A 13,446-nucleotide genomic window follows, 5' to 3' on the forward strand; every position below is an offset into this window, starting at 1 on the left:
GGCGGGACGGGAGGGATAGGGATGAAAATCCTCGTGGTAGGCGGAGGTGGGCGGGAGCACGCCCTAGTGTGGAAGCTTGCCCAGAGTCCCCGGAGGCCGGAGATTTTGTGTGCCCCGGGGAATCCCGGCACCGCCGAATGGGGCCGGAATGTGCCGGTGGGGGCGGAGGATGTGGAGGGGTTGTTGGCGTTGGCGGAGCGGGAAGGCGTCGATCTGACGGTGGTCGGTCCCGAGGCTCCGCTCCTGGCCGGGATTGTCGATCGGTTTCGCCAGGCGGGGCTGCGCATTTTTGGACCGAGCCGGGCGGCGGCGGAGATCGAAGGATCAAAGGCTTATGCGAAGGCGCTGATGACCCGAGTGGGGATTCCCACGGCCCGGTATGCGTCCTTTGATTCCTACGAGGAGGCGCTGAAGTATCTTCGGAGTCACGGGGCTCCCGTGGTGGTGAAGGCGGACGGCCTGGCGGCGGGCAAAGGCGTGGTGGTGGCCAGGACGTTGCAAGAAGCCGAGGCGGCGCTCCGGTCGATGATGGTGGATGGCGTGTTTGGCGAGAGCGGCCGGCGGGTGGTCTTGGAAGAGATGTTGGAGGGCCGGGAGGCCACGGTGATGGCTTTCGTCAGTGGGGAGACGGTGGTGCCCATGGTCCCGGCCCAGGATCACAAGCCGGTGTTTGACGGCAATCGCGGGCCCAACACCGGGGGGATGGGGACCTATTCACCGGTGCCGTGGTTGGATGAGGACACCATGACCCGGGTGGAGAGCAAGATCCTAAGGCCGGTGGCCCGGGCTTTGGTTGAGGACGGGCGGCCCTTTTACGGGGTGCTTTATGCCGGGCTCATGCTCACCGCCGAAGGTCCGAAGGTGATCGAGTTCAACGCCCGCTTTGGGGATCCGGAAGCCCAGGTGGTGCTGCCCCGCCTGGAGACCGATTTGTTGGATGTGCTCGAGGCGGTGTTGGACGGAACCCTGGACCGGGTCGAGGTCAAGTGGTCCCCCCGGGCGGCGGTTTGCGTGATCGCGACCTCCGAGGGTTATCCCGGGGCGTATCGCAAAGGGGACGTGATTGACGGCGCGGAAGAGGCGGCGAAACAGGGCGCCTTGGTCTTTCACGCGGGCACGGCGCGGGGGTCCGATGGAGCCTTGGTGACGGCGGGCGGCCGGGTGCTGGGCGTGACGGGGCTCGGGGATTCTCTCGCCCAGGCCCGGGAGGCGGCTTATCGGGCGGTGGGGCGCCTTCAGTTCCCGGGGATGCATTATCGGCGGGATATCGCGGCTCAGGCGGCGCAGGTGGCCGGGGCGTCGGAGGCGGCCGGGCAGGAGCCGTCGGGCTTGGGGAGTAACCGTTGTTAGCTGGGAAACTCTGACGTGTCGAAAGGGGGAGGGGGTGTGTGTCCACCTTTTGCGAAATTCGCTGTCCCCTGGAGGCGGACGGATGGAAAAAGGTTGCTAAGTGAGTTTATGGTTGGCTTGCGCCCACGAGGAGTGCGTCAGTCTGCCGAGACCTGGAAGGTAGACTTTTCCTTTGAGAAACTCTTCGGCCGCCCGTTGTCCGGCGTCGATCGCTTCTCGCGCCAAATCAAAACGGTGGGCGTCAATGTGGTCGATATCGGGATGAATGACCCAATCGGCGGTGGAAGAAGGGTGATTCTGAGCGGCCAACTGGGCTTCCAGGGCGTCGACACTGGCGAGCAGAGTTTGAAGGAGCCCCAATCGGCTCCCCTTTTCCACGGGAGAGGGGATTTCTTCGTTGAGCAGACCGGCCACTTCCATGGCCCGGGCGATGGGCGAATGGTTGACAGAATCCCGTACCTCTTGCAGGAAAGAACGCAGGCGCGACCACCGAATCCGGGCGAAGGTTGCGGTGGCGGTCCATTTGTCGCGCTGGGAGCCTACGTCCACGGCGACGGTGCGGGCCGGGGACAAGGACCGGGCCACGTCCGCAGGAACCCGGTCGCTCACCCCGCCATTGACTAACAGACGGGAGTCGAGCGGCACCGGGGTGAACAAGCCGGGGACGGAGATGCTTGCCCTCACGGCGTCAATGACGGGGCCTTGTTGAAATACGACGGTGTCCCCGGTGATCAGGTCTGTGGCCACAACGGCGGTGGGCAGTCGGAGGTCTTCAAAATGCACGTCCCCGATCAGTCTCCGCAGTTCTTGGACCAGCCAGTCTCCTTTGATCAATCCGCCGCTCAAAAAGGCAAAATCGGCGAATTTGATGAGGTCGAGCAGCCGGATCTTTAACGCCGCTTCCTCAAGGGCATGTAATTTTCCTGCTCCATAGGCTGCGGCGACAAGCGCCCCAATGCTGCACCCCGCGATCCCGGTGATGGGTACGCCCTCGCTTTCGAAAGTGTGCAGAATCCCGATATGAGCTAATCCCCGAGCTGCACCACCTCCCAGGGCTAGATTAACACCGTTCACCCATTCTCTAGTTTTTATCGAGCTTTCATTCGACATCGCGCTCTTCGGCTCCTTCATGGCAGATGTGATGAGCTTCGGCATTATCGTGGACGAATATGAGGGCAATATGCATCGTGAGCCGCGTTCATTTTCCCGCCGATGAGGACATTGGGCTGGAGGACCGCTGACATCATGTTGACGATAATGTTCGTGTTCTGATAAAAGGAAGACATAGGAAGTCGTGTCGGGACGCGCGGTTCCTGGGGGGCTGCTGTTCCCGGGTTTCGTGAAGGGGGGTTTATAATGGATATGCAGAGGGAAATGACTCAGGAGATCCGTCGACATCCATTTGTTGCCCTTGGATTGATCAGTGTGGCGGAGCTTTTCACGCTGAGTCTGTGGTTTAGCGGGTCCGCCATCGCCCATCAATTGGAACAATATTGGAGTTTAAACCCCCTCATGGGCGGGTGGATTACCGGCGCGGTCCAAATCGGGTTCGTGGTCGGAGCGTTAATAAGTTCCTTTTTATCCTTAGCCGATCGCTATAACCCGAGGAAACTGTTTGCGGCAGCAGCGGTTCTCGGGGCGGTGGTCAATGTCCTCATTATTGTCAGTCATAACGCGATCTTCGGTCTTATTTTGCGATTTTTGACAGGTGTCATGTTGGCGGGGGTGTACCCCGTTGCGGTAAAACTGGTTTCCCTCTGGTTTCCGAAAGGGCGCGGTGTGGCGATCGGGATCTTGATCGCCGCGCTCACCATGGGGTCGGCGTTGCCTCATTTGGTGGTGGCGATTTTGCCGGAATTCCCTTGGAGAATCATTGTCATCGTGAACTCGATTTTGGCGCTGATCGGTGCAGGGATCGTCTATTTTGGCCTTCCCGATGCACGACAGGACAATGGCCGCATCGAGAGCCTTTCGCTGCACGTTTTGGGTGCTGTGGTTCGCAACCGCGCTGTCATGCTTGCGAATTACGGTTATTTTGGACATATGTGGGAATTGTATGCCATGTGGACGTGGATCCCCGCGTTTCTCGGCGCGAATCTTCGGGCCCTTCACCAGACCCAGTCTGTGGTGCTCACTTCGGTCCTTTCCTTTGTCGTGATCGGTGTTTCTGGTGCCGTGGGGAGTTGGTTCGGGGGCTGGTTTGCAGACCGGTTCGGCAGGACCACTTCGACGATATTATCGATGGCGGTGAGCGGATCCTGTGCACTCCTCATCGGTTTGACCTACGGGCGATCCTATGAGCTGATGCTGCTGATCGCCGTCGTGTGGGGTGTGTTTGTCATCGCGGATTCCGCCCAGTTCTCCGCCGCCACCACGGAAGTGTCCGATCCTGACTGCGTTGGGACGGCCTTGACCTTTCAGATGGCCATCGGGTTTTTCATCACGAATCTGTCGATCAATCTGATCCCCGTGTTGGAGAGCCGGATCGGGTGGAACTGGGCTTTTGCCACGCTGGCTGTCGGACCAGCGCTGGGGATTGTGGCCATGGCCAGGCTTCGCCGCCACCCCGATGCAGTAAAAATCGCCAACGGTAAGCGCTGAACCTGGCCGGCTGATTGGAGGAATATTCCTGAAACGGATCGTCGACCGACTGCGCAGTCGCTGTCCACGCCCGCCCAGTCCGGGGCCCGCCGGGAGTCGGTTCGGTGGGGCCAGGTCGGTCGGGAGGCGAGTCCCGGGGTTGGCACGGCCATCAACGTGAGGAAAGAGCCTGCTGCCAAACCTCCAGGGTGCGTTCTCCGCTGATTACCTGCGGTTTCCCGCCGCTCGGGAAGTAGAGGGTCGGGTATTGATGCACAACCCGGGACCGCACGTTGTTGTCGAGGAGATAGTAGATGCTGGCAAAATGAACGCCCAAGGCCGTCTCTTCCTGTTGGGTCAACGATACAGCCTCCTTCAGGGTGGTGCCGGGGACGAATCCGGTAGAGACGATGATCGGTTGCCGAACGGCGTCCCGGTGCTGGTACAGCAAAACGAGAGTGCGCTGGCAGTGAGGGCACCAATAGGCCTGGAACAAAACGGGCAGCTTGGTGAGATCCAGGGTCATCTCTTTGCCGTCGGCGGACAGGACGGCCACCCGGTCGACGGGGGCAGGACTGAACTGAAAATTCTGGTTGGGTGTGATGACGTTTTTCTGGAGTTGATTTTCAAAAGGCGGATTGGAGGCGGGCGGATTGGGCCCAGGTCCTTGGCCGGGTCCGGGCCCTTGACCAGGTGGCGACGCGGTCTGTCCACAGCCTATCAAAAGGCCCACTGAGGCGACTGTGACCGCGGCCCATTTTAAGAGACGAAAAAGGGCTTTCAACAAATGAGCAACACTTGGTGTCATTGGCATGACGAATCCCCTTCCCGGATGTTCACCGACAGGCTCGGGCAAGTGTCATTATACCATGTTGCAGGCCGCGGGAGGCGGACTGAAGCTGCACATGCGGGGAAGGATCCGGGAGCCGGGCTCGTGTGGAGACGAAGGCCATGCTTCTGTGGAAATGAAAGTTCAAGTATAATAAGGTTCGAAGTGGTTCCGTCGCCAGGTTCACGTGGTTCGGCCGGGGTTTTGGGGCAGGGGGATGCGCTCTGCCTGGCGAGCGGAGGTCGAAAGGGGTACATAGCGGATGCGAAAGCCGGTGCGAAAAGCGGTGATTCCGGCAGCGGGGTTGGGGACCAGGCTGTTGCCGGCCACCAAGGCCCAGCCCAAAGAGATGTTGCCCATCGTGGACAAGCCCGCCATACAGTACATCGTCGAAGAGGCGGTGGCGGCGGGGATCGAGGACATCATCATCATCACCGGAAGGAACAAACGGGCCATCGAAGATCATTTTGATCGCAACATCGAACTCGAAATGGAGCTTGAAGCAAAGGGCGATGAGAAGGCCTTGGAAGAGGTGCGGCGGATCGCCGAGCTGGCGGATGTCCACTACATCCGCCAGAAGCAGCCCCGGGGGTTGGGACACGCGGTGGCCTGCGCGAAGAGCTTCGTCGGCGACGAGCCCTTTGCGGTGCTCCTGGGGGATGATGTGATGTTCTCCGAGCGGCCGTGTATCGCCCAACTTATCGACCTCTACCGGGAGACCGGGGGGGCGGTGGTGGGGGTCCAGGAGGTGCCGCGGGCTGAGGTGAGCCGTTACGGGATCGTGGACCCAAACGGTCCGGGACCCGGCGGGGTCGGGCACCGGGCCAGGGCGTTGGTGGAAAAGCCGTCGCCCGAGGAAGCGCCCTCCAACCTCGCCATCATGGGGCGGTACGTGATTACGCCGGAGATTTTTGCGATCCTCGACGACCTTCCGCCGGGAAAGGGCAACGAGATTCAGCTCACCGACGGGTTGAACGTCTTGTGCCGTACCCAAGGCGTGTGGGCCATGCCCTTTGAGGGCCGGCGTTTTGATATCGGGAATCCAATGGGTTTGTTGCGCGCCTCGGTGGAAGTGGCGCTGATGCGAGAAGACATCGGGCCGGCGATGGAGGCGTATCTGGAGGAACTGGTGCGCAAGGGGCATGCCTTGGGGCGGCGAATGTACTCCAGGGCGGCCGATCGCTAAGGGGCGCCCCGTGCCGATCTTGGACGGGGCGAAAATCGCTTCGAGGGTGTATCGGTTGCTGGTCGGGTGCACCCTCGGGTCTGTGGGATTCGGGAGGGGCCAAAACCTACCGGCAATGGCCCAAAATCCCGCTCACCAAGCCGAATCCCGCAATCATTGGGAAAAGTTCAAAATAGGGTGCCAAGCGAATCCCAATATGGAAGGGCATTGGCCAGGAAAACGTCATGGACATCGGAACATAGAGTGACAAGAGGGCGAACGGGAGAAACACAATGGCCAGCATGGGCCAGTTGGGGTGAAAGGCCCACCTTCGTACAAAGATGAGGGGAACGTAGGCGCCCAGGATAAAACCCGCCAATACGGTGAACCAGATGAGCGGGATCGTGACGTACGAGGTGCGGGCCACTGCCACGTAATGATTCTCCATATGCTTGGGAACCATGTAGACAACAAAAAAACCGACGAGCCAGGTGATCACTCGAAGGACTTCCCCAGTGTTCGGTTTCAACCTCGGTCCCCCCCGTAACTCATATTCGACGGTGAACAGCCGTATTTTCACTCATCATATCCAACTTTCCGTTGCCTGGGTACTCTCTTTTGATCGTGTGCAGCTTTGACGTTTCCGGACCCCGTCGTTGTGGCGCGAACCCTCAAGGAAACGATTTGGGACTTGTTTCGCATCCGATGTCGCGTGGGCTTGGCTCCGAACAAGTGGATGGCGAAGATGGCCAATCGAGCGGCGAAGAAGGAGCCGAGCGGAGTGGTGTGGTGGACGGAGAAAGATGTGTCCTCCCGGCTGCATTCCTTGTCCGTGTATGAGATGTGGGGATTGAAACGGCGAGCGGAGATTTTGGACCATGAGTTTGGCACGACGACCATCGGGGACGTGGCGGCGATTCCGGAATGGCGTTTGCGGCGGCGATTCGGGGTGTGGGGAACGATCATTCACCGGTGGAGTCACGGCATGGACAGTTCCCCCATTGACCCGGACGCCTTTGCCGCTCCGAACAAAGGATTCAGTCAGCGGATCACCCTGCCCAGGGATTTTTCTAAACGCGAGGACATCGCGGTGGTGATTCTGGAGTTGCTGGACGAGGTGTGCGCCCGGATGCGGAGCGTCCGGCAGAAGGGCCGGCGGGTGGGCATCAGCCTCACGTACGCCAGGTTCGAGGGCGGTTTCAGCCGGACGAAGACGCTGGGCCGTGCCTTCAATGCGGCTGAGGACTTTTATCCTCATGTGATTCAATTGTTGGATCGCTGGTGGGACGGGTCCGGGGTGCGGGCCGTCAGTGTGGGTGTGGATCTGCTGGAGCCCGAGTCGGACACGATGCAACTTTCGCTGTTTAAGGACGTGGCGAAACGTAGGCGCTTGTCTGAGGCGTACGACCAAGTTCGGGCCCGGTTTGGGGAGACGAGCATCATGCGGGCGTCGAGTCTGTTACCGGCAGGCCAACTGCGGGACCGCAGCCAAAAGATCGGTGGACATCTTATGTGAATAAAGGAAGGGTGCCGAGTGCGGGTCACGGAAGGGAATCTTTTTGCGTCGATGAGGCTGACGCTGCCTGAGCACAGGGAGATGGTGGAACGGTTGGAGCGGGAAGCCAGCCGGCGTCGGGCGCCGGAGTGGACCGAGGATCGCTGGTCGGAGATCGAATATGTCCTGGCGGAAGCCCTGGGGACAGGGAGCCAGGTCAGGATCTCGCTGTTTGGGCCCCATGAAGATGAGGTGTGGGAGGGGGTTCCGATTTTGCGAAATGGCCGGGTGTATCTGGAGGCAGGGGACGGCGCGGGGAGGAGGTTGAAGACAGCTTTTGGCCTTCTATGAAGAAGAGCAGTGATTTGCCGAAAATCAACGTCACCTGATAGAATCTGATATAGGGTGATGTTCAGGTGAAGCTCTATTCGATTCGAGAGTTTGCGGAGAAACTCGGCGTCAGTGTCTCCACACTTCGATCGTGGGACAGGGAAGGCAAGCTGGTGCCTTTGCGAACTCCCACCAACAAGCGCAGATACACCGAGGATATGTTCTATCAGGCGTTAGGAATCGGGAAACGAAAAGAAACAAAGAAAACGGTCATTTACGCCCGGGTGTCTTCCGCAGGGCAAAAGCCTGACCTGGAGAACCAGTTGCGTTTCCTGAAGGAATTTGCGGCCGGAAAGGGCCTCACCATCGACGAGATTTTCGTCGATATTGGGTCGGCGTTGAATGATCGGCGAAAGAATTTCCAAAGGATGTGCGGGGCTGTCACCCGCGGGGAAATCGAGACGGTGATTGTGGCTCATAAGGACCGGCTGGTCCGGTTTGGGTTTGATTTCTTGGAGGACCTGTTTGCACGGTTCGGTTGCGAGATTCTGGTGGTCAACAAGGCCGAGGACATGTCACCGGCCCAGGAACTGGCCGAAGATCTAATAAGCATTGTCCGGCATTTTGCGACAAAACTCTACGGGTCACGAACCTACAGGGCGCGGAAACTGACCAAAGCGGTTCGGGAGGAGTTGGCCGGTGCGACAGACGATCCGACAAAAGAGCCTGCCGCTGAATCGTGAGAAATGGAGGCAGATCGTCGAAGTGGCCGAGGCGTATTCCCGGCAGAAGGACGCCTTCTTGGTGGAGTACGCGCAGGTGAAGTCCCTCAAGGATCTGGGGTATAAACGGAGAATTCGGGATGAACGGGTGGCCGCCGGGTTTGCGAGTCCCTTTGGTCTTCAGGCCCGGCAGTGGAAGTTGGCCTTGGAAGACGCCTTATGGACCTTGGAGCGACAGTGGGAAGCGGCGATTGCCGAGGTGCGGGACCGTCTTCACCGCAACGAGGGGTTAACCCCGAAGGAACGGGATTACGCCTTCTGGTTGCTGGACAAGTTCGGGGACAGGCCCCGGGATTGGAGAAAGATTGAGGCGATTTTTCGGGATGAGGATCTGGCGGGGAAAAAGACCGAATTGGAGCCGGCCGGGCGGAAGAAGATCCGCCACGGACTGAAGCGGCTGTTTCGCCGGGTCCTGGGAAAGAGGCCGCGGGTCCGGAAAGCCCGGAGTTTTGTTGTGGATCAGCAGATGTACCGAGTGTTCATGGTGGGCAACCGGCAGTATGTGGCGGTGATGGGGTTGTCCCCGAGAAAAAGGATCGTGATCCCCCTTTCTGGGATTCACAAGCTGAGGGGCAATCTGCGGGTGGTTCTGCTGCCGGACGAACAGGCGGTGGAGATTCATATGAGCCGGGAACCGAAGACCTACCCGGCCGGGGAGGAAGAGGCGGGAATCGACCTGGGAGTCACCGAAGTTCTGACGGACGACTCGGGGAAGAAGTATCGGCCGGAGTACGGCCAGGCCCTGCAAGAGATGTCGGACCACGTGCTGGACAAAGGACGGAAACGCCAGAAGCTGTGGGCGTTGTATCGCAAAAACCGGGAGCGGGACCCGGGAAAGGCCAGGCGAATTCGTCGGCACAACCTGGGGCTGGTGAAACAGCACAAGCGACACAGGCGGTACCGGGCGTGGTGCGAGAACGAGATCAACCGGGCGTTTCGGGCGTTTTTTCGGGAACGCCGGCCGAGGGTGATCGCCTGCGAAGATTTGTCCCACCTGCGGGGGAAGGCGAGGAACAAGGGGCTGTCCCGCAAGGTGAGCCAGTGGCAACGGCAGGCGATCCGGGAGCGACTGGAATACTTGTGTCATGTTTATTCCATAACCGATCCGGGACCAGTGAACGCCGCTTATACGAGCCAGACCTGTCCCTGTCCCGGATGCGGGTGGGTGGACGGCAAGAACCGCAACGGTGATTCATTCCGGTGCCAAAAGTGCGGATATGAAGGAGATGCGGACCATGTGGCGGCGACCAATGTGAAGGGGCGTCTTCGCGACCAGGAGATCACTAAGTACACCCCACACAAAGAAGTCAAAAGAATTTTGCTGAAGCGCTACTGGGAGAACCACGCATGAATGAATCAGAGGTCCCGGGATGTTCCCGGGAGGACGGGACAGGGACAGGCCTGGCGGGAGAAAGACCGTGAGGGCGTGCGGGGGTTGGCGAAGGCCGCACGGAACACGGCTTTGACGATGAGGCGCAAGCGGAGCGCCGCCGGGTGGCTGATCCTGGGGGGTTCGGCAAAACGGCCTTCCGGGTTGGCGAAACCGATCCCTGTCCTGCCGGTGGGAGACGCGCAAGCGTCGAGGGACCACCCCGCCGTTTGGAAACTGTCGGTGTCGGGCGCTGGTCGGCGGACGGCCTGATGGTACTGTTTCGGGCGGGACTCCAGATGCTCGGCCCCATGGCCTCGCCAATCGGGTCTTCGGGGAGCAGCCAGCCTCTCGGAGAGCGTAAACTGTTTTGCTGTCAAGTCTGTCAATGTTTGATAGAAAGTGATAGCAAAAATGAAACAGGTGTTGGTGATGGGAGATTCGGTGATGCGCAAGGCGCTGACGACGTTGGAGTTTTTAAGTCAGGACGAAGAGACGCGGCGGCTCTATGAGGAGCGGATGAAAGGGTTGCAGACGTATATGGCGGATATCGAGGGGGCGAGACGGGAAGGCCGAGAGGAAGGCCGGGAGGAAGGGCGTCGGGAGGCGCGGATGGAGATGGCTCGGGCGATGCTGGAGGCGGGGGATAATGTGGAGAAGGTGGTCAGGTTGACGAAGCTGCCCCGGGAACAGGTCGAGGCAATTCAAAGGGAGTTGGAAAGCGGCCGGTGATGCGTACTGGATATCGACGAAGGTCAAGCTATGACGTGTCGGGCGGGTTGCAGGCCTCACCCGTGGCGGGCGTGGAGAGGCGCGGGCCCCGGGGCCACCCGTGGGGTGCGGAAAATGTGGCCCCTGACCCGGAAGAAAGGTTGTGGCGGGATATCCCGTCGGCTACAGCACCTCCGAGACCACCTTCGCCTGGGTAAAGAGAAGCAGATAATCCGGCCCGCCCGCCTTCGAATCGGTCCCGGACATGTTGAATCCCCCGAATGGGTGCACCCCCACCAGCGCCCCGGTGCATTTGCGGTTGATGTAGAGGTTGCCGCAGAACATGTGCTCCCGCACATATTCCACCCGATCCCGGCGGCGGGTGTAGAGCGATCCGGTTAAACCGTATTCCGTATCATTGAACGTCTCCACAGCCTCCTCAAAACTATCCGCGGGGATCACCGCCAGCACCGGCCCGAAAATTTCCTCCTGGGCGATCCGGGCTCTGGGGTGGACATCGGCGAAAATCGTCGGTTGCAGATAGTACCCCGGCCCTTCCGCCGGCCTGCCCCCGGCCACCAGACGCCCCTCCTCCCGGCCGATCTCCATATAATGCAATATCTTCCGATACGCGGATTCGTCGATCACCGGACCCATCGGGGCGTTGTCCGCGGGCTTACCCACCGTCCATTGCTTCACGCCTTCCCGCAGCCGCTCCACCACCTCGTCGTAGACCGACCGCACCACGATCGCCCGGGAACCGGCCGAGCATTTTTGCCCCTGAAAACCAAAGGCCGACGTGAGAATCCCCTGCACCGCCGCACCCAGGTCCGCCGTTTCGTCCACGATGATCCCGTCCTTGCCCCCCATCTCGGCCACCACCCGCTTGATCCACCGGCACCCGGGAGCCGGAGTTGCCGCCCGCTGCACGATCCGCAGCCCGACCTCTTTGGACCCGGTAAAATTCACGAAGCGCACGCCGGGATGGTCCACCAGGGCATCCCCCACCGCGCCGCCCGGGCCGGGCAGATATTGCACCACACCCGCCGGAACCCCGATCTCCTCCAGCAGCTCCACCCATTTGGCCGCCACCACCGGCGCCTGGCTGGAGGGTTTGATGATCACCGGATTTCCCGTCACCAAAGCGGCCGAGCTCATACCCACCAGGATGGCCACGGGAAAATTCCACGGGGCGATGATGGCGCCAACGCCGAGGGGAATGTAGGTCATGCGGTTGTCCTCGCCGGGGTGCGGCACAAGGGAAGCGCCCTTTCCCAGGCGGATGGCCTCCCTGCCGTAATACTCCAGAAAATCAATCGCCTCGGCCACATCGGCGTCCGCTTCGGCCCAGTTTTTGCCCACCTCGTACACCATCCAGGCGGCGAACTCGAATTTTCGCCGTCTCAGCGCGGCCGCCGCCTGAAACAGATAGCCCGCCCGCGCCTCCGCGGGCAGCCGCCCCCACTCCGGGAACGCCTTCCACCCCGCCTCCACCGCCTTGTCCACGTGGCTGGCGTCCCCCGCCGCCACCTCTCCGATGACCTGGTCGATTTGAGCGGGATTGACCGATGTGATGCGACTCGCCGTGTCGACGCGCCGGCCGCCCAGGACCAGCGGGTAATACTGTCCGAGCATTCCCTCGACTTGGGCCAAGGCCTCCTTCATCCGATCCCGAACGGCGGGGTCGTGAAAATTCGACAACGGTTCGTTCCGAAACTCGATCATCCCACATGCCTCCCCACGTTCTTGAGTACAAACCACACGTTGGCCGGCCGCTCGGCCAATCGCCGCATAAAATACGCGAACCAGTCCGTTCCATAGGGCACATAAATCCGTACGCGGTATCCCCGTTCCACCAGATCACGCTGAAGGTCTGGCCGGATGCCGTACAGCATTTGAAACTCAAACCGGTCCCGGGGAATCCCCCATTGTTCGACCCGCTCCCGAGTGTGCCGAAGAATCTGCGGATCGTGGCTGGCCACCGCCGTGTAGCAGCCGCTTTGCAAATGCATGTCGATCAGCTTTTTCATGTTCTGGTCCACGTCCCGCTTGTCGGGGAACGCCACGGACGGGGGCTCGCGATACGCCCCTTTGACCAACCGCACATTCGCCCCGAGGTCCTCCAACTCTCGAAGATCCTGTTCACTTCGGTAAAGATACGCCTGGATCACGATGCCCACGTGATCGTAGCGCCGGCGCATCTCCCGGAACAGCTCCAACGTGGCGGGCAGGTGAGCCGAATCTTCCATGTCGATGCGCACGAACGTCCCGGCCTGTCCCGCCCGTTCGAGGATTTGCCCCACATGTTTTTCGGCGAGGGATCGGTCGATGTCGAGTCCCAGTTGGGTGAGTTTCACCGACAGGTGGGACCGCACTCCGGTGCGCTCGATCCCCTCCAGGGTGTCGAGACAAGCCCGGGCGGCCTCCGCCGCTTCGGCGGCATCGGACACCGACTCGCCGAGATGGTCCAGGGTCACCTCCAGTCCCCGATGGTTCAAATCCCGCACAACCTCCAGCGCTTTTTCGAGGGTTTCGCCTGCGACGAACCGGGCTGCGCCAAATCGCAACCCCCACCGCCTGGCCATGCGATTGGCGGAGGGACTCGCCGCCAACCGGTGAAACCCCTTTCTCATCCATTGCTCCATCTCCATGGCCCCCCCCCTCACCCCGATCCTACGCAAATATCGTGCCACCGCCGATGGTGCCGATGTTCGTTCGCGGGTTGAACAAAGTTGTTCAAATTGAACACCTGTGTGTAAACACGGGTATGAACAGCCGAAGTTTTTTGCCTCCTCCTTTGTTTGCCCGGAAACCTGTGCTAAGATGAGGTGGAGA

Annotated in this window: 14 protein-coding genes and 1 pseudogene; 10 read left to right on the forward strand and 5 right to left on the reverse strand. The window is 60.6% G+C overall.

Annotated features, from left to right (window positions below; all coding sequences use genetic code 11):
* The first annotated feature begins 21 nt into the window (after positions 1-21).
* Entirely contained in the window at positions 22-1,350 is a 1,329-nt protein-coding gene (purD, locus tag BTUS_RS04145; protein WP_013074868.1) for a phosphoribosylamine--glycine ligase, read from the forward strand.
* 96 nt (positions 1,351-1,446) lie between these two features.
* Here purD and BTUS_RS16665 read toward each other — a convergent pair whose 3' ends face one another.
* Positions 1,447-2,424 (reverse strand): patatin-like phospholipase family protein, encoded by a 978-nt coding sequence (locus BTUS_RS16665; RefSeq protein WP_169307932.1) that lies wholly within the window; start codon positions 2,422-2,424, stop codon positions 1,447-1,449.
* Between the two features lie 282 nt (positions 2,425-2,706).
* Here BTUS_RS16665 and BTUS_RS04155 point away from each other — a divergent pair, with 282 nt between their 5' ends.
* Complete coding sequence (locus BTUS_RS04155; RefSeq protein ID WP_013074870.1) at positions 2,707-3,951, forward strand: MFS transporter; 1,245 nt, start codon at positions 2,707-2,709, stop codon at positions 3,949-3,951.
* A gap of 151 nt (positions 3,952-4,102) precedes the next feature.
* On the opposite strand, the gene BTUS_RS16670 is transcribed toward BTUS_RS04155, so the two are convergent.
* Positions 4,103-4,744, reverse strand: coding sequence for a thioredoxin domain-containing protein (locus tag BTUS_RS16670; protein WP_013074871.1), 642 nt, complete (start codon positions 4,742-4,744; stop codon positions 4,103-4,105).
* A gap of 277 nt (positions 4,745-5,021) precedes the next feature.
* Between BTUS_RS16670 and galU the strand changes: the two genes are divergently transcribed.
* Entirely contained in the window at positions 5,022-5,945 is a 924-nt protein-coding gene (galU, locus tag BTUS_RS04165; RefSeq protein ID WP_013074872.1) for a UTP--glucose-1-phosphate uridylyltransferase GalU, read from the forward strand.
* Positions 5,946-6,051: 106 nt separating this feature from the next.
* Here the strand turns inward: galU and BTUS_RS04170 are convergent, their stop codons facing one another.
* Entirely contained in the window at positions 6,052-6,453 is a 402-nt protein-coding gene (locus tag BTUS_RS04170; protein WP_123809224.1) for a hypothetical protein, read from the reverse strand.
* Positions 6,454-6,582: 129 nt separating this feature from the next.
* Between BTUS_RS04170 and BTUS_RS19195 the strand changes: the two are divergent.
* The 7 genes and pseudogenes from BTUS_RS19195 to BTUS_RS04200 form a co-directional block, all read left to right on the forward strand.
* Positions 6,583-6,666: pseudogene (locus tag BTUS_RS19195) on the forward strand (hypothetical protein); the annotation flags it as partial.
* Positions 6,667-6,669: 3 nt separating this feature from the next.
* The gene (locus BTUS_RS04175; protein WP_245543362.1) at positions 6,670-7,440 is read left to right on the forward strand and encodes a DinB/UmuC family translesion DNA polymerase; all 771 of its coding nucleotides are present in this window, start codon (positions 6,670-6,672) and stop codon (positions 7,438-7,440) included.
* 18 nt (positions 7,441-7,458) lie between these two features.
* A complete protein-coding gene (locus BTUS_RS04180) occupies positions 7,459-7,770 on the forward strand; it encodes a YolD-like family protein (protein WP_013074874.1) in 312 nt (103 codons plus the stop codon).
* Between the two features lie 65 nt (positions 7,771-7,835).
* Complete coding sequence (locus BTUS_RS04185) at positions 7,836-8,492, forward strand: IS607 family transposase (protein ID WP_013074875.1); 657 nt, start codon at positions 7,836-7,838, stop codon at positions 8,490-8,492.
* Positions 8,493-8,553: 61 nt separating this feature from the next.
* Positions 8,554-9,882 (forward strand): RNA-guided endonuclease InsQ/TnpB family protein, encoded by a 1,329-nt coding sequence (locus BTUS_RS04190; RefSeq protein ID WP_013074876.1) that lies wholly within the window; start codon positions 8,554-8,556, stop codon positions 9,880-9,882.
* Positions 9,883-10,173 (forward strand): hypothetical protein, encoded by a 291-nt coding sequence (locus tag BTUS_RS04195; RefSeq protein ID WP_013074877.1) that lies wholly within the window; start codon positions 9,883-9,885, stop codon positions 10,171-10,173.
* A 141-nt stretch (positions 10,174-10,314) separates the two neighbouring features.
* A complete protein-coding gene (locus BTUS_RS04200; RefSeq protein ID WP_052300539.1) occupies positions 10,315-10,632 on the forward strand; it encodes a hypothetical protein in 318 nt (105 codons plus the stop codon).
* Between the two features lie 162 nt (positions 10,633-10,794).
* On the opposite strand, the gene pruA is transcribed toward BTUS_RS04200, so the two are convergent.
* Entirely contained in the window at positions 10,795-12,336 is a 1,542-nt protein-coding gene (gene pruA / locus BTUS_RS04205) for an L-glutamate gamma-semialdehyde dehydrogenase (RefSeq protein ID WP_013074879.1), read from the reverse strand.
* Positions 12,333-13,256: a proline dehydrogenase family protein gene (locus BTUS_RS04210; RefSeq protein WP_041304943.1), complete on the reverse strand. Its 924-nt coding sequence runs from the start codon at positions 13,254-13,256 to the stop codon at positions 12,333-12,335. The genes pruA and BTUS_RS04210 overlap by 4 nt, the downstream gene beginning before the upstream one ends.
* Positions 13,257-13,446 lie beyond the last annotated feature (190 nt).

This window comes from Kyrpidia tusciae DSM 2912, assembly GCF_000092905.1.
In the GTDB taxonomy this organism is placed as follows: Bacteria; Bacillota; Bacilli; order Kyrpidiales; family Kyrpidiaceae; genus Kyrpidia; species Kyrpidia tusciae.